At 48.3% G+C, this 24041-nt stretch carries 23 protein-coding genes and 2 tRNA genes; 4 read left to right on the top strand and 21 right to left on the bottom strand.

The genetic code is table 11. The annotated features are described in order from the left end of the window. The first annotated feature begins 58 nt into the window (after positions 1 to 58). Positions 59 to 1279, top strand: a complete 1221-nt coding sequence (locus H8876_RS06110) for a tyrosine-type recombinase/integrase (protein WP_249286990.1) — start codon at positions 59 to 61, stop codon at positions 1277 to 1279. 49 nt (positions 1280 to 1328) lie between these two features. On the opposite strand, the gene H8876_RS06105 is transcribed toward H8876_RS06110, so the two are convergent. Both H8876_RS06105 and H8876_RS06100 read right to left on the bottom strand, forming a co-directional pair. After that, a tRNA-Gly gene (locus tag H8876_RS06105) sits at positions 1329 to 1402 on the bottom strand. An 89-nt stretch (positions 1403 to 1491) separates the two neighbouring features. Further along, complete coding sequence (locus tag H8876_RS06100; RefSeq protein WP_249286989.1) at positions 1492 to 1908, bottom strand: NUDIX hydrolase; 417 nt, start codon at positions 1906 to 1908, stop codon at positions 1492 to 1494. A gap of 502 nt (positions 1909 to 2410) precedes the next feature. On the opposite strand from H8876_RS06100, the gene zupT reads away from it, so the two are divergent. Next, positions 2411 to 3211: a zinc transporter ZupT gene (zupT, locus tag H8876_RS06095; protein ID WP_249286988.1), complete on the top strand. Its 801-nt coding sequence runs from the start codon at positions 2411 to 2413 to the stop codon at positions 3209 to 3211. Between the two features lie 2 nt (positions 3212 to 3213). On the opposite strand, the gene H8876_RS06090 is transcribed toward zupT, so the two are convergent. The 14 genes from H8876_RS06090 to mutY all read right to left on the bottom strand — a co-directional run bounded on the left by H8876_RS06090 (position 3214) and on the right by mutY (position 17264). Next, the gene (locus H8876_RS06090) at positions 3214 to 4602 is read right to left on the bottom strand and encodes a hypothetical protein (protein WP_249286987.1); all 1389 of its coding nucleotides are present in this window, start codon (positions 4600 to 4602) and stop codon (positions 3214 to 3216) included. After that, positions 4596 to 6197: an AMP-binding protein gene (locus tag H8876_RS06085; protein WP_177265021.1), complete on the bottom strand. Its 1602-nt coding sequence runs from the start codon at positions 6195 to 6197 to the stop codon at positions 4596 to 4598. The genes H8876_RS06090 and H8876_RS06085 overlap by 7 nt, the downstream gene beginning before the upstream one ends. An 18-nt stretch (positions 6198 to 6215) precedes the next feature. Further along, complete coding sequence (locus tag H8876_RS06080) at positions 6216 to 6668, bottom strand: phosphopantetheine-binding protein (RefSeq protein WP_249286986.1); 453 nt, start codon at positions 6666 to 6668, stop codon at positions 6216 to 6218. Continuing rightward, on the bottom strand, positions 6668 to 7291 hold the full coding sequence (locus H8876_RS06075) for a thioesterase II family protein (protein WP_249286985.1): 624 nt from the start codon (positions 7289 to 7291) through the stop codon (positions 6668 to 6670). The genes H8876_RS06080 and H8876_RS06075 overlap by 1 nt, the downstream gene beginning before the upstream one ends. A gap of 1 nt (position 7292) precedes the next feature. Beyond that, the gene (locus H8876_RS06070; protein ID WP_249286984.1) at positions 7293 to 7550 is read right to left on the bottom strand and encodes an acyl carrier protein; all 258 of its coding nucleotides are present in this window, start codon (positions 7548 to 7550) and stop codon (positions 7293 to 7295) included. 9 nt (positions 7551 to 7559) lie between these two features. Then, positions 7560 to 9146: a class I adenylate-forming enzyme family protein gene (locus tag H8876_RS06065; protein WP_249286983.1), complete on the bottom strand. Its 1587-nt coding sequence runs from the start codon at positions 9144 to 9146 to the stop codon at positions 7560 to 7562. Between the two features lie 19 nt (positions 9147 to 9165). Beyond that, positions 9166 to 10200 (bottom strand): 3-oxoacyl-ACP synthase III family protein, encoded by a 1035-nt coding sequence (locus H8876_RS06060; protein ID WP_249286982.1) that lies wholly within the window; start codon positions 10198 to 10200, stop codon positions 9166 to 9168. An 18-nt stretch (positions 10201 to 10218) separates the two neighbouring features. Further along, on the bottom strand, positions 10219 to 11400 hold the full coding sequence (locus tag H8876_RS06055; RefSeq protein ID WP_177264476.1) for an aminoacyl--tRNA ligase-related protein: 1182 nt from the start codon (positions 11398 to 11400) through the stop codon (positions 10219 to 10221). A 12-nt stretch (positions 11401 to 11412) separates the two neighbouring features. Further along, positions 11413 to 13644 carry an FtsX-like permease family protein gene (locus H8876_RS06050; protein ID WP_249286981.1) on the bottom strand — a complete coding sequence of 744 codons (2232 nt, stop codon included), beginning with the start codon at positions 13642 to 13644 and terminating at the stop codon, positions 11413 to 11415. Continuing rightward, positions 13645 to 14361, bottom strand: coding sequence for an ABC transporter ATP-binding protein (locus tag H8876_RS06045; protein WP_177264478.1), 717 nt, complete (start codon positions 14359 to 14361; stop codon positions 13645 to 13647). It lies immediately after the preceding gene. Positions 14362 to 14382: 21 nt separating this feature from the next. Continuing rightward, positions 14383 to 14907 carry a GNAT family N-acetyltransferase gene (locus tag H8876_RS06040; RefSeq protein WP_249286980.1) on the bottom strand — a complete coding sequence of 175 codons (525 nt, stop codon included), beginning with the start codon at positions 14905 to 14907 and terminating at the stop codon, positions 14383 to 14385. Between the two features lie 4 nt (positions 14908 to 14911). Then, positions 14912 to 15148: an acyl carrier protein gene (locus H8876_RS06035; protein ID WP_249286979.1), complete on the bottom strand. Its 237-nt coding sequence runs from the start codon at positions 15146 to 15148 to the stop codon at positions 14912 to 14914. Positions 15149 to 15181: 33 nt separating this feature from the next. Further along, a complete protein-coding gene (locus H8876_RS06030; RefSeq protein WP_249286978.1) occupies positions 15182 to 15949 on the bottom strand; it encodes an SDR family NAD(P)-dependent oxidoreductase in 768 nt (255 codons plus the stop codon). A 223-nt stretch (positions 15950 to 16172) separates the two neighbouring features. Continuing rightward, positions 16173 to 17264, bottom strand: coding sequence for an A/G-specific adenine glycosylase (gene mutY / locus H8876_RS06025; protein WP_249286977.1), 1092 nt, complete (start codon positions 17262 to 17264; stop codon positions 16173 to 16175). A gap of 156 nt (positions 17265 to 17420) precedes the next feature. Between mutY and H8876_RS06020 the strand changes: the two genes are divergently transcribed. Together H8876_RS06020 and H8876_RS06015 are read left to right on the top strand one after the other, a co-directional pair. Beyond that, a tRNA-Pro gene (locus H8876_RS06020) sits at positions 17421 to 17497 on the top strand. A 526-nt stretch (positions 17498 to 18023) separates the two neighbouring features. Further along, on the top strand, positions 18024 to 19799 hold the full coding sequence (locus H8876_RS06015; protein WP_249286976.1) for a DUF975 family protein: 1776 nt from the start codon (positions 18024 to 18026) through the stop codon (positions 19797 to 19799). Here H8876_RS06015 and H8876_RS06010 read toward each other — a convergent pair. Genes H8876_RS06010 through rbfA form a run of 5 tightly spaced genes read right to left on the bottom strand, consistent with a single transcriptional unit; the run spans position 19737 to position 24036 of the window. Beyond that, positions 19737 to 20765, bottom strand: a complete 1029-nt coding sequence (locus H8876_RS06010; protein ID WP_249286975.1) for a magnesium transporter CorA family protein — start codon at positions 20763 to 20765, stop codon at positions 19737 to 19739. The two genes, H8876_RS06015 and H8876_RS06010, sit on opposite strands and share 63 nt — an antisense overlap. Before the next feature lie 17 nt (positions 20766 to 20782). Beyond that, on the bottom strand, positions 20783 to 21715 hold the full coding sequence (locus H8876_RS06005; RefSeq protein WP_177265295.1) for a bifunctional riboflavin kinase/FAD synthetase: 933 nt from the start codon (positions 21713 to 21715) through the stop codon (positions 20783 to 20785). Next, positions 21712 to 22665 (bottom strand): tRNA pseudouridine(55) synthase TruB, encoded by a 954-nt coding sequence (gene truB, locus H8876_RS06000; protein ID WP_249286974.1) that lies wholly within the window; start codon positions 22663 to 22665, stop codon positions 21712 to 21714. The genes H8876_RS06005 and truB overlap by 4 nt, the downstream gene beginning before the upstream one ends. Further along, complete coding sequence (locus H8876_RS05995) at positions 22666 to 23649, bottom strand: DHH family phosphoesterase (RefSeq protein WP_249286973.1); 984 nt, start codon at positions 23647 to 23649, stop codon at positions 22666 to 22668. Between the two features lie 3 nt (positions 23650 to 23652). Continuing rightward, on the bottom strand, positions 23653 to 24036 hold the full coding sequence (rbfA, locus tag H8876_RS05990; RefSeq protein ID WP_249286972.1) for a 30S ribosome-binding factor RbfA: 384 nt from the start codon (positions 24034 to 24036) through the stop codon (positions 23653 to 23655). Positions 24037 to 24041: the final 5 nt, after the last annotated feature.

The raw sequence follows: 24041 nt of genomic DNA, 5'->3' as shown, positions 1-24041 counted from the left end.
ATAAGAGACAGTCAATATTCAGGGTATTTTTATACCCATTTTTAAGGAGATGATACATATGGCAACCAAGAAGAAACAGAACACAGCCAACACCTCTTCCCGCTTCAAGTTCCGCCAGCAGGAGATCTATCACGGCGTTCCCATCGACGTTCGTGCCCACACTCTGTCGGAATTCATGCAGAAACTGCAGGCGAAACACAATGAGATCGATCGCGGTATCATCGACCGCAAGACACGGCTGCAGGATTTCGCAGAGCAATGGCTTGAAACCTATAAGTCCGAGACAGTCGGTGATGACTGGTTTGATAACCTTTCTTATATCGTCTTGCGGAAGGTAGTTCCAGGTATCGGAAACCGTTCGCTGGGGAACATCCAGCCGCTTCATGTACAGCAGTTCCTAAACGACTGTTCCCATTACTCTCAGGAATATGTAAATAAAATTTTTCGTGCAACGAAAGAACTGTTCGACTCTGCCTACAAGAATGGTAGTCTGGATCGAAATTTCTCCGAAGATCTAGTCCGCCCGAAAGGGAAAAAGAGCAATCCCCGCCGGAGTATCACCGACAGGGAGCGTGAAGTCCTGCTGCAGGTACTGTCCGGAAAAATCACCGAGGATTTTTATAAAACGAATACATTTGTCTCAGATCCAAAGCCTCACCGAGGAAACCTGTTCTGCAAATTTTGCCTGTACTGCGGTCTGCGCCCTAGCGAATCCGCAGCATTGATTTGGAAAGATATCGACTTTAAAACAGGAATTCTTACGGTCTCCAGAGCATGGGATAAAAAGGGACGCTCTAAATACCCAAAGTCCGATGCAGGCTTCCGGCAGATTCCAATTCCTGAAATTTTTCTGAATGAACTATGCAGCTGCAAACGTGATCCATTTGAATCAGCCACGCTGATCGACGGCAAGTCTCCTACGATTGGACGCAGACGTTCCATGTGGGACGATATCCGACGGCTTATGAATATTGGTATGGGATGCCGCGTAGAACAAGACGAGCTGATCCCGCCTTTTCCGCTAGCAGAAGATTTCGTCATGTATAATCTCCGTCATACATACTGCACAGATTTAGAGAAAGCCGGGGTTCCCATCAACATCGCATGTAGACTCATGGGACACTCAGACATTGCTCTAACGTCCAAAATCTATACTCATGCCTGTTTTGAGACGTTGGAAACAGCTCGAAGCCTGATAAATCAACGCCATACCGTGCCTGATTCCGTGCCTGAACAGGTAGCAAAACACGGTAAAAAACAGCAAAACCACGCCTTTTAAAAAAAGTAGAAAAAAGCCCTGCAATCGTTGAAATTGCAAGGCTTTTACCTGGAGCGGATGATGGGAATCGAACCCACAACTTCAGCTTGGGAAGCTGAGGTTTTGCCACTAAACTACATCCGCAAATATTACAGCGCAGCGTTTCCTGTCTTCTAAAACACTTCACTGTATTTTACCACTTTTTACGGCTTTTGTAAAACATATTTTCCAGGTTACTTCGCGATTCCCGATCCAAAGCGTTCCGCCTGTACCACCATATGCCCGATATTTCCTTCTCCCGCGTACTTTTCCAAATCAAAAAAATTTTCCTCAGCAGAGATCCAGTGAAGCGGATGCTTCTCCGGGCGCAGCTCTACGTCAGCCTGCAGCACACCGGTATACACCTCTACGAAACAGTTCTGGTTATAATATGTAAAATCCATCATATGATACAGAGTGACATCCTCCTGAGAAATCCCCGTTTCCTCGAAAAGCTCCCGATACGCTGCATGAAAGCCATCCTCTCCCGGTTCGATCTTTCCGCCAACCAGATTATACATCCCTTCATACGGATCATTGAGCCGTTTGCAGAATAAGATCTCCCTTCGATCCTCACTATACACCAAAATACAATTATATCCCTGCATCATGCCGCTCCTTTTCTTTCTGTCTTCTCATTATAACACACTGCTGCGATTCCGTTGCACCGTTCTCAAAAATAAAACTCCGGAAACCGTCGGAGTTTTTCCTCACGATCATTTCCGGAGTCCTGCTTCTGAAAATCGAACGCCCCTATGTAATTTCCTAGTACAGTTTCCAGAAACAACCGTACAGTGCTGCAATAACGACACAGAAAAAAATAATACCAACTGTTATTGACATGGCTGACTCCTTTCTGCGGCAAAGCTTTCAGCAATACGATTCATAAAAAGGATCTTCTGCGCGACGCTCTGTCGCCTTAACACTGTAGCAATGATAACAAAAATCTGTTCGGCCGTAACTCCACAATCGGTACTAATTTTCAAAACAGACCCTTCCCCCAAAAGTGCTAGCACTGCCATAAACCAATTAAGCCGCAACGGTTGACAGGTTTTTATGAATTTGGTATTTTGTATAAGGCAAATAGAATGAATAAGATGAAAAGAGTACAAAATGAACGATTATACACTGGCATTTCTGCTTACAGTACTGGCCGGCCTCAGCATGCTGATCGGCAGCGGTATTACGGTACTGACGAAGCTTACAAATCAAAAATTCCTATCCGTCAGCCTGGGATTTTCCGCAGGAGTCATGATCTATCTATCCATGATGGAGATCCTGCCGGAAGCTCGAGAATATCTGGACAATGCCTCAGGAGAACTGAGGGGCGGTATCTTCACGCTGGCAGCCTTTTTCGGCGGCATCCTTTTAATGTGGTTTTTAGAAGCGGTCATCGCTCCCCATGGTCATGATCATGGTTGCGGATTTCATGGAAGCTCCCACGGACAATCCATACACGATCCTTCCAAACTGATGCGGATCGGTCAGCTCACCGCTATTGCTCTGGCTATCCACAATTTTCCGGAAGGCCTGACCACCTTTGTATCCGCACTGCAGGGAATGAAAATCGCAATCCCTGTCGTTGTTGCCATCATCATCCACAACATCCCTGCGGGGATTTCCATATCCTCACCCATCTATCACGCGACCGGATCCCGCATGAAGGCTATAAAATACTCCTTTTTATCCGGACTTGCAGAGCCTGCAGGCGCCCTCGCCGGGTGGCTGATTTTAGTACCGTTTATGAGCGATCTGGTCTTCGGATTTTTATACGCCGGGGTCGCCGGGGTCATGATTTTCATGTCCTTCGACGAGCTGCTTCCTTCCGCCAGAGAATACGGCAATCACAAATTTTCCATCTATGGCCTGGTGCTGGGCATGGCTGTCATGGCTGTCAGTCTTCTGATGCTGTAACCTTATACAGCTGCCATGAGAATCACAGCACACACGATCGTGCCGACAAGCCCGCAGGCTACCGGGATGAGATTTTTCTTTGCAAGTTCGCGCGGTGACACTCCGCATATTGCAGAGACCGGGATCACAGCCCAAGGGATCACAGTCCCGCCTCCTACCCAGATAATCACGATCTGCCCCAGCGAAGTCAGGATCTTGGCACATTCTCCTGAAACATGGTAGCTCTGTGCGATTTCTCCAATCACTGTCAACCCTGCGAATCCGGATCCATCCATACTGTAAAGGATCCCCGCCATAGACTGTACCACCGGCAGGCAAAGCTCCGGCACATGCAGTCCACTGACCAGCGCATGAACCAGATCACTTAAAATCCCGCTGACATCCTCTCCCAAGATCTGCTGTGCGGTCTCCTGATTTCCGATGGAGAAAAACGCGATGATGATAACGGCTGGAGCAAACATCTCCATTGCCGAGCCGAAACCCTTTGTCATAAATCCGATAAACTTTGATGCCGCCTGGGACATACCGAAAAACAGCAGACACAAAATCCCTGAAATCACCAGAACCGTTCCGGTAATCAGCGTCAAAGCATCATCCCCGCTCACATCACACGTCACTACAACGACAATATCAAACATCAGTAACAGTCCCATCACAAGAAAGAAGATTCTTCTTTTCTTTCCGGTCTCATCGCTTGAAATCATCCTGCACTCGTGCGAATTCTTTCCAGAGACAGTATCTTCCTTTTTCATATGACGTACATCCAGCTTCATCAGAAGAAAACTCATGCCGATGGTGATCACCGTCATCGTGATCCACAGCGGAACAAGGTACGGCATCAGATCGCTGCTGGTATACCCGGCACTTTCCGCTGCCACAGCCGGAACCCCCTGAATGAAAAAATCTCCGGAAAGAGCCGCCCCGTGGCCAAACAGATTCAAAGCCACCGCCATGTATATCGCCGGAAGCCCGGCCTTCTGCGCCAGCGGAATAAAAAATGCACCCATCAGTGCTACCGCCGGAGACGGCCAGATCAGGAGTGAAACAACGAACATGATAACGCCTGAAATCAGAAAAGTTCTCCCCGGCCCGGTTCTGATCCGATCCAGTGGCCGGGAAAGCGCCTGATCCACTCCACACTCTTTCATCGCCAGCGTCATCGTAAGAATCAAAGCGATCCCGATAAAAATATACAGAACTTCACTGAATCCGGCCACGATGGACGAACATAAGGCCTGAAACGCTGTTACCGGGCTGCCGGTATACACCAGAACAACCGCCAGTATCCCGGCAATACCCACCAGTACGATTTCACGTTTCCTCACCAGTGCGACAAAAATCAGAATCGAAAACAGCAGATAAATCCAGTGAACGGTTGTAAGTCCTAACACAGCGCCACCTTTCCTTCCGCCATTTCACGCAGCCTGCCGCGATCAATCTTATTGACCGCTGTATACGGCCACTCCCTGATATAAATCACCTGATCCGGCATCTTAAAAGAAGCGATCTCCTTTTCCTTTAAAAACTGACGCAGCTGCGTCAGCCCGATCCCGGAAAGAGCTTCCGGAAGACAGATGCAAATTCTCTGTCCCAGCTTCTCATCATCCGCCGGAACAACACATACCTGCTGGATCTGCGGATGATCCAGCAGATACTCTTCCAGCTCGGATGGCATGATCTTTTCGCCCAGACGATTGATCTGCTCACGGATCCTGCCCAGGATCTGAAGCCGTCCTGTATCCGGATCGATCCGGCCCTTATCACCGGTCCGGTAAAATCCATCCTCCGTAAACGCTACACTGCTCATAACAGGATTTTCATAGTACTCCCAGACAACAGATGGACCTCGAGCCAGTATTTCTCCTGCCTCTCCTGCCGGAACCTCCTGCTCCTCTTCATCTACGATTTTCATGATATCGCCCGGCGAAACCGGAATTCCCTGCGTGCCGATCATGATCTCATATGGATCTTCCGGTCTTGTCGCAGAAACAAATCCCTCGCTCATACCATAAATCTGCTGCACCTTACATCCCAGTTTCTCTACCGCCAGCTCCGCAAGCTGCGGCGGACACATCGCTCCACCGATCTGGATCATCTGTAAAGAAGAGAGGTCATTTTCCATGAGGTCCTGCAGACTTATGCAGGCACGAAGAAGGGACGGCACAAGAGCCATCGTCGTCACCTCGTGCATTTCGATACAGTTCAGGATCTCATCTGCACTTCCATTCCGGCACAAGACGGTTTTTGCCCCTGCAAACAAAGAGCCCAACAGCCCGGGGCCGCACAGATTCCAGCAGTGTGTCACAGGCATGGCGATCAGACTCACGCTGTTTTCATCCATCCCGCAGGAAAGAGCGCAGTATTTCTGCAGATGCAGATAGTCCGCATGCGGACGGGCAATCAGCTTCGGGATTCCTGTAGAGCCTCCAGAAAGCACAAGGATCGCAGTATCCCGGCTGCAGGGCTTCTCATAAAGCTCCTCATCAAGCTCCCATTGAGAGAAATCCATCTGCTCCAGACGCTCAGCCGGAATCACCTTTTCAATACACGGATTCTCCTTCTGCAAAACCGCCGCCTCTGCCAGATGATCCACTCCGTGATACGTTTCAATCACAATGAATCCCTTCGGCTGCGCTGTCTTTACAATACCGGAAAGCTCACGCATACCGTGAGACGGCATTGCAAGCACCGGTATCACCCCGATCTTAAACATCGCAAAGCACATCACGGCAAATCCGATGCAGTTCACGTGCTGAATCACGATCCGTTCTCCCTTCACGAACCCCTCATGCAGCATCCAGGCAGCCATCTGATCTGATCGAAGATCCAGCTCCTGGTAAGAGATTTCCTCCTGTTCATCGATCAGCGCGATCCGCTCCCCGTATTTCTCCGCACAGTTTTTTAGTTTCGATCCGTGAGTGCTATGCTCCCAGAGACCTTTCTTTTCATATTCATGACAAAACTTTTCATATAATTCCTGATTCAAAGTTCCTCCTTTCCGGCATCAGACAGCAGGCTCCGCCTGAATTGCACGAACCATCCCGCCAAACGTCTGATGTTCAAAAAACGTCTCGATTCTCAGCTTGCGACCGATCTGCTTTTCGATCATGATGTTCAGAAGTCCTAACAGCAGGGAGTCTCCACCTGCTTCAAAAAAATTCGTTTCCGCTTCAATATCGAGAGAATCATCGGCATTCAATACCTTTCGCCAGATTTCACGCAGCTGTTCCGCAACATCCGACCTGTTTTTTCTCCGCAGGATCGATGTGATTTTCTCCATATCCTCGATCAGAGTAAAGTGATTTCCTTCAATGGTATGCTGAATAAATTCCTTCCTGCAGCATCGTTTCCAGCAGTTCCCGTTCTGTCCTGCTATGTGGTCATCGCCCCCACAGATCACCGTGATACGGCTATCCAGGCAATAGGGGCTGCTGCACGCTTTACAGTAACGGAGCATCAAGCCTCATCCTCGCTGTAGCTGCGAAAGAAATCATTGGCAAACGATACTATATAGTCCAGCAGCTTCTCCTCGCCGTCCTCCAGTTTCTCCAGATTCAGATCCTCCTCTGTAATGTCCGATATCTGTTTTTCCGCATCGTACTTCTGAAAAAGAGCTTCCATATATTTCTCGCAGAGCTGCTCCATTACCACCGTATTCGCAGTAAGATACGCCGGAAAAAAACGACTCAGCATATCCTTCAGATCCTGACGATGCTCCTTTCTGCTCAGCAGCGGTGTGACAGAAATCTCCTCAAAAGGAGCTGATGTTCCACAAAGATAAAGATCCTCCGGCAGACATTTTCCTTCCTCCGCCAGAATCCTGCAGATCTCGTATGCCAGGATCCCGCCATAGCAATATCCGAAAATGCCATACGATCTGCCATTTGCCTGCTCACAGACCTGCCTTGCCATTCCCTCTGCGATTTCCTCCAGAGAAGATGCCCGCTCCATCTCCCTGAGCCGTCCCCGACCCGGGATCTCCAGCGGGATGATCGTAAATTCATCCTTCAGCAGCTTCTGCCATCCCATATACATCAGTGATGAAGTGCCGCCTCCCGGGATACAGAATAAAATCTCCATATCATGCCTCCATGTTTTCCAGGATCCGGTCTGTTACAAGATTCACCGATACGGGTTCGACCAGATCGAATCTGCTCTGCATATCGACTCCGTACTCTTCTTCAACAGCAACCAGAAGATCCACGATCATAATGCTGGTCGTTCCCAGATCCTCTACCAGAAATGCATTTTCATCAATGCTCTGCGGATCTATATTTAAAAGTTCCGCCAGCCGTTCCTTAATAAAGGTTTTTATTTCTTCTTTTCCTGCTTTTTTCATACATGTCTCCTATCTTTTATAAATCTGTACTGTATTTCCGGGATCATCCAGCATTTCATCCGTAATCTGCCGCCTTCTGATTTCGCCCTTTGCCGTAACCGGAAGCACGGATTTCGTCAGGACAGCCCTCTGAGGGCGCTGATAGACCGGCAGTGTCCCCACGATTTCTGTAATGCATCGCAGAAGCTGCTCCCGGTTTTCCCCGCCTCGCAGCTGCACAACAAGTACCGGTTCACTGTTGCATTCGATTATGCCATACAGGAGCCCGAAGCCTGCCAGAGCTTCAAAACTCTGTTCCAGCTCCTCGATATAAATGTTTTCTCCCGATGCATTGACGATCAGGTTTTTACAACGACCTACAAACGTAAGCCGGCTCTCTTCTTTGCAGAAAATATCTCCCGTCCGGTAATATCCATCTCCTTCCGGCTCCCACGGGATCAGATCTCCGCCCTGGATATATCCGCTGAACAACGCATCACTTTTCAGCAGAAGCTCTCCGGTTCCGTTTTTCAGCTGCTGTCCATCCTCCGTGCAGATCTCCGCTTCATACCACGGATAAACATACCCTTCCGAATCCATGTTTTCCACGCTCATAAAATGCATCGTGCAGCATCCCGTCTCCGTCATCCCGAAGCCCAGAGAAAACCCGATTCCTGCTTCCAGAAAACTCCTTCTAAGCCCCGGATCGGCATACGTTCCTCCCGTAAGACAGAACTTCAGATTTTCCCCGGCAAGCTGTCCGATGGAATCCGCAGAAACCTCTCCGTATCTGCTCCGCAGGAGATTGAGAACAGTCTGCCAGAACATAGGCACACTCATACAGCCCCACACCTGCGCCGATGCCATGGTACCCAAAATCGTAGTGATGGCATCATTCTTAGGAAAGAGGATCCGAAAACCATAGCCCATTAAAATCAAAGGGCAGAGACAGCCAAAGATATGATGCATCGGCAGAATGCTCATCACCCGTTCTCCCTGCGGATCTTTTCCCGACAGAAGCTCTGTCATAAATGGTGTTTCCCGGAACCACTGCACGGTGCGCATCACCTGTCTGCAGACAGCCGCCCCTTCATATGCAATGATCCTGCCGGGTCCCGTCGTTCCTGACGTGGCAAATGCCAGATATCGTCCCCACTTTGCAGGTGCTTCCTTATCGGCGTTTTTCACCTTCTTCTGTTCCTGCAAAGCTTTCTGCTGCAGTTCTGCAGCAGAAAGACATTTCCAGTCAGCGTCTGCTCCCGGTCTGTCGGTTAACAGAATTTTAGCGTTTGCTTCCTGCAGAAGCTGTTTCCTGGGTTCCTCTCCCAGCTTCGGATCCACCAGCAGCACATCAAATCCTGCCTGAAGTGCCGCAAATACGGAGGCATACAGGATCGGAGAATTTTTTATCTGTACTGCCAGAAATCGTGTGCGGGATTTACCTGCAGTCATTTCTGCCTGTTCCTGCCTCAGAGAAAAAGCAAGACCGCTGACCAGCTCGCAGAAGCCGCGACAGTCAACCGATGTCTGCCCATCCTTTTGCATCACCTCGAACAGAATCCGTTCATCCTCCAAAAACAGAAACTCATAGAGCTGCTGAAATCCATTTTTCATCATATTTAACCTGTCTTCCATACTAGAACGTTACCGTCATCATAGCCTCGCTGATCCCGACACCTACGCTCATGCACAGCGTCTGCGTGTTCTCTTTGATCAGTCCCTCTTCCATGGCTACACTGGTTGCCACAGGAATATTGCTGGCTCCCATATTGCCGTATCGGTCAATGATACTTACCGTCTTTTTCAGGAATACATCTACATCGATCCCTGTCACGGCAGAATAGTTTTTTGCACCGTTTGTGATGAGCCACTTTGCCACCTGCGTCGGTATGAAACAGTCGATATCGCTTATTCTGCTTTCAAAAATTTTCTCAAAGTTAGGAATCAGTCCTGCAAACACTTCCTTCTGCTTGTCCACGATCTCCTTGGTCGTCCCCGGAATGAACATCTTGTCCGGATCCCGTGGGAACATGGTACCTCCGCCCCAGACAACGTTGTTGTTCCACATGTCCGTAAATGTGTGGAAATATGTCTTGTTGACGCCTCGCTCCGTATTTTCCCCTGCCTGCAGGATATAAGCGCCTCCTGCATCTCCCATGGACAATGTCACCGGAGCTTTTTCCATCAGCTCTTCTTTGGAATCAAAGCCTCTGCGGATCCACTTGGACAGAGCTTCGCCCGAGGTCACCAGGATCGTCTCCGCCTTTCCTGTTTTGATAAGGCTGTCTGCAAGATCCACACCGCTCATGAAGGCATTGCAGGCGTTTTTCACATCAAACACATAGGCGTTCCGTATGTCCAGCTTATCTGCCACCACATTGGCTGTCGCCGGCTCTGCAAAATCCTGTGTGATCGAGCAGAATAACACCGCATCGATATCCGACGGCTGCACACCGGCCTGCTCCATTGCTTTAAGGCTTGCTTTCATCGACAGATCCGAGCTGTATTCATCCTCTGCCGCATAGTATCTTGTTTCACAGCCGGTCAGCATTTTGCATAATCCGTAGCGCACACCGAATTTATCATATCCAGCCATTTCTTCCATTTCTTCTGTTGTGATTTTTCGCTCCGGCAGGTATCTGCCCACGCCTGTAACAAGTGCTTTTTTCATAGTTGTTCTCCTCATATTCTATCGTTTCTCTCTAGTGATACCGAAAATTTCATCATAGGTCTCCTGATCCCATCTGTCAGGATCCAGCCCTTTCTGGGACAGCAGCGCATAGCTGAGCCGATCGATGCCGAACGCACAGCAGGCACTGTAGCAATAGGAGTCCTCCGAGCTGCGGATATTATACGGTTTGGTGAAATGCGTTCTGTGGAAATTCACAGAGCCGCATGACGAAAACATATCGCTCCCCGGAAGGCAGACCTGAAATTCCTGCTTGGAATTCCCCAGGATCTGAAAAAGCTTCAGCTTCTTGTAATTGCTGGCGAAAAAGGAATCAGTCGCCGTAGAGATCCTGCAGTTCAATCCAAATACCCGGATCCACTCCAGCCACAGACGCTTTGCTTTTTTCACGCTTTCCTCACACTGCTCCGCCGTTCCCACAAACACGTACTCCTTCATGAAAAACTCATTGAGCCGTGCAAGCTCTTTTACATTACCCGCTTCATTGCGGAAGCATTTTCCGGAAACCAGATAGATCTCCGGCGTATCCGGTGAAATGATCTGGTTTTTCAGAAACTCATAGACCGGAACGCAGGCCGCATGACGAAGCACATTGACAGGAGTCTTCATATCGGTTCCCAGCGTCTCTTTCTCCACGCCTTTCTGCGCAAATCTGTCGATGACTTCAAGGTCGTTTTTCATCACCGACTGAAACATGATATGATGCGGAAACGATTCAAAATAGCCTCCGGTCTGATAGGAATCCAGCGGATACAACACCGGGAATTCATACTCCCTGATACCGGGAAACTGTTTGAACCCGTTCTCTTCGATCTTCCGGTCGAAATACCGGAAGACCTTCAGGAAGATATCGCTGTACGCGTATACTCCTTCCGTGATTTTCCTTATGATTCCCCGTGCAAGCAGTTCCTCAAAAATGTTTTCTGTATTCTGCATCGGAACGTCCGTGAAATCCTCCAGTATCGTCGGTTTTACATCTTTCTTGGCGAATTTCCCTTCACCGATCATGTTTTCAAGCCGCGTAAGGCTTGCCAGCACTTCTTCCTGATGAGCCTCGCTGCAAAGGATCTCCACACCATCTTCTCCCCGCCTGATCTCTTCAATATGCCTTGAGATATACGGGATCATATCCAGAAAAAAGTTTATATCGCCTGCCGGGATCTTCTCTGTTTTATACCACATACATACTCCTTTCTATTCTCTGTTTTTCAGAACCTCGGTATAGTCCATCCGATTCAGTCTCCGCTTCAGAAGAAGCATCGAAATTCCATATGCCGCCGCTGTGATCAATGCCAGCAGTCCGTAGATGCCTCCGCTGAATCCGGTATCGAATCCCAGATCGATATCGGTCACCAGATTCGGGTACATCTGATCGATCACCGGCTTTCCTAAAAAGACGGCACACAGGAAGGCTGCTGCTGTCAGGACCGTATTGATATGGATAAAGATCCTGTTGATTTCCTTCTGCCCGTATCCGAAGATCTGCATGATGGAGATCCCGAAGGAGGATTTTTCCATAGCCTGCTTCAGCAGCAGATACAAGACCGCCACGAAAACGATCACCGCTGCACACAACATGACGATCACCGTCAGCATCATGGAATCCATCAATGCATGTCCGGATTCTTCAATATCACTTTTACGTATCGTTGTCAGGATCGTCCCCAGATCATCGGACTCCTGTTCCTGCTCTGAAAAAACGACATTGTCATAATCGCTTTCCAGATCGTATACTGCCCTCATTTCATTCACCGGCAGGAATACAAACAGTCCCGCATCGTAAGGAACGATATTTTTCACGGTAAAGGAATGCTTCTCGCCATCCTCTTTATTATCGAGGGTGATTTTATCTCCCGTCTTCCACGCGAACTTGCGTGCCGCACAGTCAGATATCAGTATTTCATCTTCTTCGCAATCCACATCAAAATCGAAATAGCGGCTGCCCTCCTGTATTCCCAGGATCGTCACGTCCGTATCCTTTCCGGAGTACACATTAGAAGCCTGTGCTTTCTCGTAGACTCCTGTTTCCGCGTTCCCCTGAGGATCCTGCAGATCGTTGACGACATACATATAGTTCCATTTAACATGCCCGGTGGAGTTTTCTACATAATTGTTCATAGCCGCGTAAATCGTAAAGGCGAACATCATGATGCAGATCACATAAAACACGCCCAGGAACGTTAAAATATAAATAGCTTTTTCCCGCATCAGCTGCCGGATCCGATAAATCGAAATGAATTTCTTTTTTTTCAGTTTCAGCTTCGGCGTGCGGAGGCTCCGCTTTTTCCCGCGAATCAGATCCAGCGGCTTTTTTCGCAGCTTCCCGTGAAGCACCAGGAAGTTGATCAGGACTCCCAGAACAACCGGGAGCACCAGTCCGTACAGAATCGATACCGGGTAAAAATCATGCTGTATTTCCGGATAGGAATACGATGCTCCGCTGTTGGCAATAGATGCTCCACACAGAATACGCCCCAGCGCAAGCCCCGCGGCACCTCCTGCCGTCAGCACCAGACCCGGAAGCAGCAGATACTGCTGCATCACCTTTGCACGACCTACACCTAAGGCATACAGCGTACCGATGGCCACCCTGTCTCGGTTGATAGTGTGAACAGCAAACACCGCCAGGATAAACGCAAATAATACCGCCAGCATTCCACCCATCATAATGGATACGGATAATATCGTTTCATTATCAGCCTGGTAGGCGGTAATGCGCCCGTTGTCTTCTTTCGTTACAAAAGACAGGAGCTTCGTGCCCGTATCGTTTTTTACGAAATCCCGTATCTCATCATCGATGACATCACCGGTGATCCGGTATGCATACTGCAGGTGTTCTGCCTCATCTCCGCTCAGATCATCGCGGATCGCATCGTATGCCGCATCTGCTGCAAAGCATAATCCGAAGCTTTTGCTGTCCGAATTAAGATCTGTTATATTTTTCTTGATGGAAACGTAGTCCGGCACGGTGCCGATCCCGCAGATCTCATAACTGGTTCCGTGCAGCTCCAGTTTGTCGCCCAGCTTCAGATCATGGGCCTCAGCATAGCTTTTTTCCACCACCAGTTCCGAGTCCGAAGCCGCCTCATGCCCTGAAATCAGCTTCAGCTTATTGATCGCCTCCCGGTTCTGAAATACACGCAGTGTAGTGTCTTCCCGGTCACAATCCAGGTAGAACTGCTCCTGAACCTGCGTTCCCTTATCTTCAAGCTCATTCACTTCATCATCGCTCAGCTTCATCAGCGTTACAAACTCCCCTGATTCCACCTTGCAATCGTCAAAATACCTGTCCATCTGGTCGGAAATATTGCAGGAAGCCATCACATTTCCCACGACCATCATCAGCCCGATGGCCAGCACGAGAAATATGATTCCATATCGAACTTTATTCGCGCCTAAATCGCGAAACATTTTTCTGTAATACACTTATCTGACCCCCTCACTGCCGGTCCAGTCGATGTCCTCCGGCTTTTTCGGATGGTCATTCCTCTGATCCTGCACGATTTCTCCATCCACCAGACGCAGGATCCTGTCAGAAGTCTCACAGATCAGGTCGTTATGTGTCACGATCAGAATCGTGGTGCTGTATTTCTCATTGATTTCCTTCAGGATGCACATGATGTCCTTCGTATTTGTGGAATCCAGTGCCCCGGTAGGCTCATCGCAAAGCAGGATCTTCGGATTTTTCACCAGTGCCCTTGCGATGGCGCATCTCTGCTGCTGTCCACCGGAAAGCTGAGATGGAAATTTATTTCTATGCTCCCAGATTCCCAGCTGTTTCATCAGTTCCTCCAGGTCAAGGGAATCACTGCTGAGATCCTCACAGACCTTGATGTTCTCATACGCGGTCAGGTTCGGAATCAGATTATAAAACTGAAAAATAAAGCCCAGATACTCTCTCCGATATTTAAGTTCCTGCCTGCTGCTTAATCCGCAGACCGGAGCACCATCCACTGTGATCATACCGCTGTCAGCTGTCTCAAGGCCTCCCAGTATATTCAGCAAGGTGGATTTGCCCGACCCGGAAGGTCCGACAATGGAGCAGAAGCAGCCCTTTTCCAGAGAGAAGGAAACATGTTTCAGCACCTGTGCCGCAGCCTCCTTCTCACCGTAAGTCTTATTAAGATTCTTTACATCGATCATTCTTTTTTCCTTTCATCGTTTCTACAATACCCTGTTGCACACCTTCATCAGCAGGCGCTCCTCCACATTTTTCCGGAACAGAGACGGAATCACTCCGATCGTGGTGTAACCCAGTCTGTCATAAAATTCGATTGTCCCCTCATTCCAGCTGCCTGCCGTCAAAAATATCCTGCTTTTGATTTTCTGGCCTTCACCATTGAGAGCATAGTACTCAAGATAGCGCATCAGCTCCCGTCCCACGCCGTTTCCCTTCATAGAGTCCGGGATAAAAATAAGATGCAGGTACGGGTACATGCCAAACGCCCCCTTCATCTGAAACCATAACATGCCGCAGATTTTTTCCTTTTCCCGCACCACCATGATCCTGTCTGAATTCTGACAGGCCGCCTGCATTTTTTCCAGCAGCGTTTTCTCCGTCGGATAATACTTCCGCCCCAGCTCAGAATCAAAGATCATAGCGGCAAGTTCTGCAAGGTCCTTTTCCTGAGCAGGCTGAGGAATCCATTTCCCCTCAAAGTCCGCTTCCTTCGCTCTCTGAAATTCCATACTTCTACCCTCTGCACCGCTCAATCATCGCAGCAATCGTTTTCGGGGAATTAAAATCCTCCAGCTGCAAAAGATCCGGTACCAGTTCCACGTCAAAAGCTTCTTCCAAAACAAGTAAAAGGTTGATCACATCAAAGGATTCCAGCAGGCCTTTTGCGATCAGCTGTGTATCCTCGCATACCTCTGCATTTTCCAAGCCTTCGATATGCTCCTTTAAAATTTCTATGATTTTCTGTTCCATGGTTTCTCCTTTCTTCTCTACAGTAACGCTGCATCAGATCAGCTGTGAAATCGTATATCCTCCATCAACGGCGAGGATCTGTCCCGTCACATAGCCGGCCTCTTCCGAAGACAGAAACAGCAGTGCTCCGTTAAGTTCCTCCTCAGTACCTGCTCTTCCCGCCGGCACTAAACGATTATAGGTTGCCAGTGATACGGGATCTTCAAATACCGCTTCTGTCATTTCCGTGCGAAACAGCCCCGGTGCGATGGCATTGACTGTGATCCCATACTTCATGTATGTAGCCGCCATGCCGATCGTCAGTCCATGAAGACCTCCTTTCGAAGCATTGTATCCATGGCGTGGTTTCATCTTGGATCCCACCAGCCCGTTGACCGATCCGATGTTGATGATCCTCCCGTATCCGCGCTCTTTCATATGAGGGATCACATGCTTTGAAAAATAATAGACCCCGCTCAGATTTGTCTGCAGCACATCATTCCACTGCCCGCTCTCAAGTTCCGCTACATCCCTGTCATCCGTTACGGCTGCAAAGCTGCAGAGGACATCGATCTTCCCAAATGATCGTAAAGCATGCTTTACCGTCTCACGCACCTGCTCTTCCTCACGAACATCACATGCCACTGCTTCGACTCTGTAATCCTGTGCTGCCAGTTCTTCCCTGATTGCCTCTAGACGCTCAAACCTTCTTGCTGTGATCAATACCGCAGCCCCAGCCTTTGCATATGCATACACAGCTGCCTTTCCCAGTCCGGAAGATGCTCCCGTAATGACAACCGTCCTTCCTTTCAAATCAAACATTCCGCTTTCTCCCTTCTCTCCGCCTTAGGTTAGATTATACTAACTTGACAGAAAAAATATAGTTAGCTGTCGCTAACTCAAAAGAACTATTAAAGAATATCTCTCTTTTTTCTTCCTGTCAATAGGATAATCCAGAAGGGTGCATATGAATAAATGCTCCGGAAAACCCCCGGAACATTGAAAAATAGCTGAAAACTCTGCCTTCTTTCTTGCCAGAAAAATTTTATAAAATTTTCTCGATCACCTTCCGATACGTTTTAAATGCTGCAGGCAAAGCAACGTCCTGATCCAGTTCTTTTCTGGAAACCCAGATCAGCTCCTTCACATCAGCATCAGGATCCAATGCTGCCTCTACATACCAGCACGTCATATGCCACTCCACATGAGAAAAAATATGCTTTGCATCCGTCTGTTTCTGCAGCTCTCCCAGCGTCCGCACACCCCAGGTCTGAAGCAGCTTCCCGGCCTCTGCACACCCCAGCATTCCCTCCTGCGACGGCAATTCCCAAAGTCCCGCCAGAAGCCCTTTTTCCGGGCGTTTCCGCAGTGCGATTTTTCCATCACAAACCAGTAAAAATACCGTACGCTGCTCTATTTTTCGCTTCTTTGCTTTTGTCTTGACCGGAAGGCTCTCCTCATCTCCCACAAGATGCGCTCTGCAAAGCTCCTGCAAAGGACATTCGTTACATTTCGGCGCTCCATTGGGCAGACATACAGTAGCACCCAGCTCCATCAGCGACTGATTAAAATCTCCGGTCCTCTCCGGCAGGATTTCCTTGATCTCCCCTTCGATCCGCCGCTTCACCTTTGCATCTAATATATTATCCCTGCGATACAGCACCCGGGAAATAACCCGGAGCACGTTTCCGTCCACTGCGGGAACAGGGATCTGAAACGCAATGGATCCGATAGCTCCCGCCGTATAATCACCGATCCCCGGAAGCTTTTTTAATGCCTCAAAGGATGCCGGGATCACACCACCGTGCTCCGCCATGACAGCCCGTGCTCCCCTTTGCAGATTACGCACTCTGTTGTAATAGCCCAGACCCTCCCATAGCTTCAGGAGCTGTTCTTCCGGCGCCTGTGCCAGATCCTCCACAGTCGGTAAAGCTTTCAAAAAACGCTCAAAATACGGCTTGACTGCTTCCACACGTGTCTGCTGCAGCATGATCTCCGACACCCATACACGGTACGGCTGCGGATTCTCACGCCACGGTAAAATGCGTGCATTCTGATCGTACCATTTCAGAAGCTTTTCCGGGATCTGCTGCAAAATTTCTTCATCCGTCTCCTTCCACATATTGCTCTCGTTCACATCGTGCCTCCTAAAATATTATGTCCTCCCTACTATGACACAAATGACCAAAAACAGCAACTATCATCAAAAATTCCTCTTAAAATCCTTTGCAAAACGAAAAAAATACTTGCCGAAATTATGAAGCTGTACTATAATAATAATGTTCGCTGAGAACGGGATGTGGCTCAGCTTGGTAGAGCGTTGCGTTCGGGACGCAAAGGCCGCAGGTTCGAATCCTGTCATCCCGACCAGTATCAACAATCAACCCATTGAAATTTCAACGTTTCAATGGGTTTTTTGTTGCCCGGGATATCCGGGAAATCATGAATTCCCAGATCACGAAAAAAACGATCCTGATTTGGATTTTTTACTGCTTATGGGCTGTGCCTTCCTTCATGAATTCCCATTTTTCAAAATAAAACAGCAAGCTAGGAACTGCTTTACGAGATATTTACAGCGCAGAGGAAAACAGTTCCCGGATAAACAGTTTTTATGTCTTTTGAGGAATCATAACGAGTGCTGCACCTGGATCTTGAAACATTTATAGCATTGAACTTCCCATATGACTTTGAAAAAATCAAATCTGGGAATTCATGATGTGAGTAAACATCTGAATCGAGAGATTGATTCCCAATTAGATCAGATAATTTTCGATCCGGGAATTCATGATGCAGATAAGAAAGTTGTGAAAAAAGTGTTAAAATCTTTCCATGAGCCACCCTTCCCATGATATAATCAGAACATCTTACGAATACAATACAGGGATGCAACATTATAATGTGGAAGAATAAACAAATCAAACAACGAGCACACAAATCTCTAAAAGCCAATTATTTTACGATCATCATGATCACCTTCCTGCTGGCATTCTTCGGCATCATTTCCAGTGAAAGCTCACAGTTCATCGGAATGCCCAGCACAGAAGAAATTGCACTGGGCCAGACGCAGCATACGAATAAAAAAATCGAAGGCGTCAATACCTGGGAAAGCTCAGATATCAGACCCGGGCTGGTCAGCTATCTTGGAAATTACTTCTCCACTACCGATTCCCGCCAGGAAATCGCCTCTGCAGCTATGGATAACTTCAAAGGCAGCGGAGGCTTCCTATATAACATCATGTATCGTGTCGATCAGTTTATCTTTACTCACGATGCGGCTGCTCGTGTCACACTGATCCTGGCTATAGCCGGCTATCTCGCCTATGCTTTTTTACTTCGGAATATCCTCCACGTAGGGTTTTCCCGCTTTCTGATGGAAACAAGGACCTACACGAAAACACCGATGCGCAGGCTCTTTTTCCTGTTTGGCAAAGGACGTGTCATGTATTCAGCATTTACCATGATCGTGCGCACTTTGCAGCTGGCTCTGTGCGGCATTGCCACACTTTTGATCCTGGGGCTTACCCTGTTCCTGACCCAATTGACCAGTTCCATCCTTCTGCTGTCCATCGGGATCCTGGCAACCGGAACGGCTGCATGGTACTGGATCTCGCGCTGCTATGCCCTCTACCTCGTTCCCTATATCCTCGCAGAAAATCCAGAAGTGACCCGCAAGGAAGCCTTCCAGCTTTCCGCTGATATGATGCAGGGAAACCGGATCCACGCCATCGACTATGATCTTTCCTATATTGTCTGGGGGATCCTCTCCCTGTTCACCTTTGGCCTGCTGAGTGTATTTTACATCACACCGCAGCGCTATCTGGGCAGGACCGAGATCTATATGACACTGCGCCGAAACGCCATCGAAGAGAATCTGCCATACTCTTACTGTCTCAATGATGAGTACCTGGAACAGCCGCCGCAGCCACTCCTTGAAGAAGAGGGGATCCAGCCGGATGAAAGTATGATCCTCTATCCGACAGCTTACCCTCAGCTGGCTCCGAAACGTCACAACTGGCTCATCGAACACATCCAGGATATGAATCCGACCCGCCATTACACCCTGCTGACGCTGGTTCTGCTTTTTTTTATCTTCTCTGTGATCGGATGGTGCTGGGAAGTGCTTCTTCACCTGATCAAGCAAGGAGTCTTTGTCAAACGAGGCGCTTTGATGGGTCCATGGCTGCCGATCTACGGTTCGGGAGGAATTATGATCCTCGTATTCCTTCGCCGTCTTGCAAAGCGCCCTGCGCTACTGTTCCTCTGCATCATGACTCTTTGCAGCACGCTTGAATATATGACAAGCTGGATCATGGAACAGGTGACAGGTCTGCACTACTGGGACTACAGCAGTTTTTTTATGAATCTCAACGGTCGTATCTGCCTGGAAGGTGCCCTTACCTTTGCAGTTGGAGGATTTATCTTCGTCTACATCGCTGGTCCATTTCTGGATAACCTGCTGTCAAAAGTACAAAAAAAACAGAAGCTTGCTGTAGCTGCAATACTCCTGTTGTTGTTCAGTGCTGATGTACTCTATTCTCATTTTCATCCCAATGAAGGCAAAGGCATTACGACAGAAGCCAGGCAGCTGCAGATCTATGCCCGATATGCATCAAAACCACTTTTTCTTCTTGAAAATGAGGATTTCTATAATTGTCACTGCGATCGAAGCTAAAATAATGATCGGATAACTGTACGGCCATCCCACTTCCGGCATTTTCACGTTCATACCATACCACCCTACGATCAGAGTCAGCGGCATGAATATGGTAGTAACAATAGTCAGAATAGACATCACTTTGTTCTGCCGGATGTCGATCTTAGCCTGATACACATCACGAAGCTGCTGTGCTGCCTCATGAAGGCTTGCAGTTTCCGCATACAGCTTGGTCGCCTTGTTATCAAATGACTGAAGTCTTCGTTCCACGATGCCGTCAAAAATATCCGATTCAGCCAGCTCATCTACCATATAGTTTAAACTCCGATAATAGACCATCAAAGCCCGGAGTTCTTTTTTATTCTGCATAATGAAGCTGGTAAAATTATGGGGAAGATCACTCACATTCTCTTCCAGATAATCCTCCATCTGATCCAGCACCATGCTGTACTTTTGCAAAAGCAGCATATCATCCGAGATCATACAGTCCAGGATACGCACGAATACGTGAGAGATATCCAGATCACGTATCTTCTGCCGTTTTGTCATACGTTCCAGGACATTGTAAAGCATGGAAGTTTCATCTAAAAGCAGGATCCTGGACTCCGTTACATAAAACCCCACAGAAACCTTGCTTTCAAGCACGCTTCCCTTCATTGGAACGACAAAAGTGCCTACTACATGATCTTCAAATACATCGATATTATCAATACTGTTTTCCTCGTAATGATACAGCAGCAGCCCACTTTCATCCAGCATTCCGTACTGCTGTGCAAACTCCGCTTTTGATACGATCTGAATATATCCGCAGGCCGGTTTTTCATCTTTTCGCACCAGCTTCTGATCTTCAATCGCATAAAAAAGCTCCCCCGCCGGACGAGGAAGCTCCTGTTCGAAAAAGATCCCACAGTCTTCCCTCAGCGCAACCGTCCGCTTCATTTTTTGCATAAAATCATCCGAATCCAAATGGTCTTTCTGCTTCATGATACTCATCTCCCCTGCTATTCGCAGTGTTCTCTATGATACGCCTTGGCAGCGATACAATCGTTCTGGATCTGTTTGCTCAATTCTTCCACACTATCAAATTTTCGCTCCGGGCGAGTCATTTTCACAAATTCGACCTTGATCTTTTTTCCGTACAATTCCTTATTAAAATCAAAGATATGAGTCTCTACATTCTTTTTATAAGAGCCTATGGTCGGCTTGACACCCACATTGGTCACGCTGGGATACCGCACGCCATTATACGTACAGTACGTGATATAAACGCCGTTTGGCGGCGTTACCATCGTATCATCGATCATAATGTTTGACGTTGGAAAACCGATCGTCCTTCCAAGCTTGTTTCCCACTACGACCTCTCCACCAATAGCATACATTCTGCCCATAAATCTGTGACATTCCTCCAGCTTGCCATCCTTGATCAGCTCTCTGATGTACGTACTGCTGACCACGATCCCATCGATTTTGAACGGCTCCTGGATGTGGATCCCGAACCCGTGCTTTCTGCCTTCCTGCATCAGCACCTCCGGTGTCCCCTGTGCCTTGTGTCCAAAGGTATAATTGAACCCGCAGTACGCTTCCCGAATCCGGAATTTATCCACCAGGATTTCCTGTACGAAACGCTCCGGTGACATGTTCATGATTTCCCGTGTAAAAGGAATGTTGAACAAATAATCGATCCCGAGAGATTCTATGATCTCTGCCTTCTCTTCCGCATACAGAATATTTTTTACCGGAGGCACATTTTTCAGCAACGTCCTCGTATGATTGGAAAAAGTAAACACCGCGCTCTTCAGCCCGGCAGCTTCCGCATTTTTCACCGTTCTTTCGATGATCTGCTGATGTCCCCGGTGGACTCCGTCAAAATTTCCAAGAGCAACCACCGTTTCCTCGATGTCTTTGATTTCCTCCAGTGAATTAAAAATTTTCATAATTCCTGCCTCGTTACAAATATTTTATCTGCCTTTAAAGTCTTCTCTTCTTCATTGTAATAGCCTGTTCCCAGAAAAAGACCGCTCTCCTTCTCATACACACAGTACATCTGGTTATATGCTGTCTGACGAGAATTTCTCCCGGAAAGTTCTCGCTGCGGCTCTTTCGTCACCGTCACCTGATGCCACCTGATGCTGTTACCGCTTGCAAAATACAGAGCCCGATCTTTGGGCATCGTGCATTTCCCAAAATGGATCAATGGATAATCTACCGGTAAAAGATACGCCTCTATTTCCTCAGGACTCATCTGCTTTACTTCCTCAGGCTGCAAAGAGCGTTCCAGTGAAAAAGCTCCGCTGACCGTCCGGGTAAGCCCGCTCATCACAGCTCCGCATCCCAGTTTCTCGCCCATATCCCTGCAAAGTGACCGGATATACGTCCCCTTAGAGCAAGTCACTTCGAATACGACTTCCTTTCGCATCAGATTGATTTCCTCTATCTCCAGTTTTTCGATCCTCACCGGTCTTAGCTGGATCTCCAGTGTGATTCCCTGCCGTGCATATTCATAAAGCTTCCTGCCTTTTATTTTCAGCGCAGAATACATTGGCGGTTTCTGCAAAATATCCCCGCAAAAAGACTCTGCCGTCTGCCGGATCTGATCTTCCGTAATGCCTTCTGTGCTTCTTTCCTCCAGGATCTCACCCCAGATATCTTCCGTATCCGTCACGATGCCTAGCCGCATGCAGCAACGATATGTTTTACACCCCAGATCCATGTACTCCATGATCCTGGTAGCTCTGCCTATGAATACAGGCAGCACACCTTCTGCCATAGGATCAAGCGTGCCACCGTGCCCGACTCTTTTCACACCGGTCGCGCGTCTGCACACCGCTACACAGTCATGAGAAGTCCATTCCTGCGGCTTATTGATTACTAAAATGCCTTCCATCTATTTCTCCAGCGCTCGTTCTATTTCTTCCTTCAATGCAGCCCATGCTTCTTTAAGGGACATATGCATCGTGCATCCCGCCGCTTTTTTGTGGCCGCCGCCACCAAACTTTGCAGCGATCTGATCGACGCCGCCCCAGGATTTTGCCCGAAGACTCACCTTGATGCCCTCTTCCCGCTGCTTTAGAAGTGCCGCGATTTCCACGCCTTCGATATTTCGCAACAGATCAATGGCACTTTCTGCATCTTCCATCAGCGCACCGGCAGCCTCCGCCATATCTTCCGTCACATAGGTAATGACCGCCTGATCCTTTGCAAAACTCTCCATCGTATCCAGGATCTTTATCTCCAGATCCAGCTTATTACGTTTGATGTTCTGATACAGTGCGACCGTCACTTTCATGTGATCCACACCCAGATCCAGCAGATCCGCTGCGATCCGGTGAGTATCTCCCGTCGTATTAGAATACTGAAAGCTCCCCGTATCTGTTACGATTCCCGTATAAAGCAGCTCTGCTGCCACCGGCGTTGGTTTCAGTCCCATCGCCTGAAGTAGCTTGTAGATGATCTGGGAGCACGCCGCTTCACTGCTGTCGATATAATAGTGATCGCAGAATCCTTTTTCTGCAAAATTCTCCGCTGCCAGATGATGATCGATGCAAATGGTGCTCCCGCAGCTTTGATACGTCTTTTTTCTCTTATTCAGTCTGCCCTCATCGCTACAGTCCACACAGATGCAAAGATCCGGTCTGCCGAAATTCTCCGCATCCTGTATGCAGCAGCTGGTATCCAGAAAACTGAGATATTCCGGAGCATCCTCTTCTAAAAGCACTGCTGCTTTCTTGCCATGCTCCCGCAGTGTATCACAAAGTCCGCATGCCGAACCGATGGCATCCCCGTCCGGATTGATATGCGGGAAAATCAGGATGCTGTCAGCCTCCTGGATTGTTTTCCCGATTTTCTCTAATGACACATTTGCTATCATGTTCTATTCCTCATCCTCATGGTCGATATCCAGATCCCGGATGATCTTGGAGATATGTCGTCCATACTCCATGGAATGGTCGATCTTAAAGATCAGTTCCGGCGTATGACGCAGCTTGACCTGACGTCCGATCTCATTGCGGATAAAACCTTTCGCACGGTTCATGGCATCCAGAGCCTTCTGCTGCTCTTCCTGTTCGTTTTCCGCACCGCTGGTGCTCAGCACCGAAAGATATACTGTCGCATAGCTTCCATCGCTGGTCACTTCAACTGCTGTGACACTGATCATTGACGAAAGCCCCGGATCCTTCAGTTCCCGCAGAAGCAGTTCACTGACGATCTTACGGATCTCTTCACCTAACCGACCCTGTCTGTATCCTTTTCCCATAAGAT

The organism is Lentihominibacter faecis (assembly GCF_014306095.1).
In the GTDB taxonomy this organism is placed as follows: domain Bacteria; phylum Bacillota; class Clostridia; order Peptostreptococcales; family Anaerovoracaceae; genus Lentihominibacter; species Lentihominibacter faecis.
The sequence above is the reverse complement of the archived record's forward strand: the minus strand, read 5'-3'. Positions and strand labels throughout refer to the sequence as shown.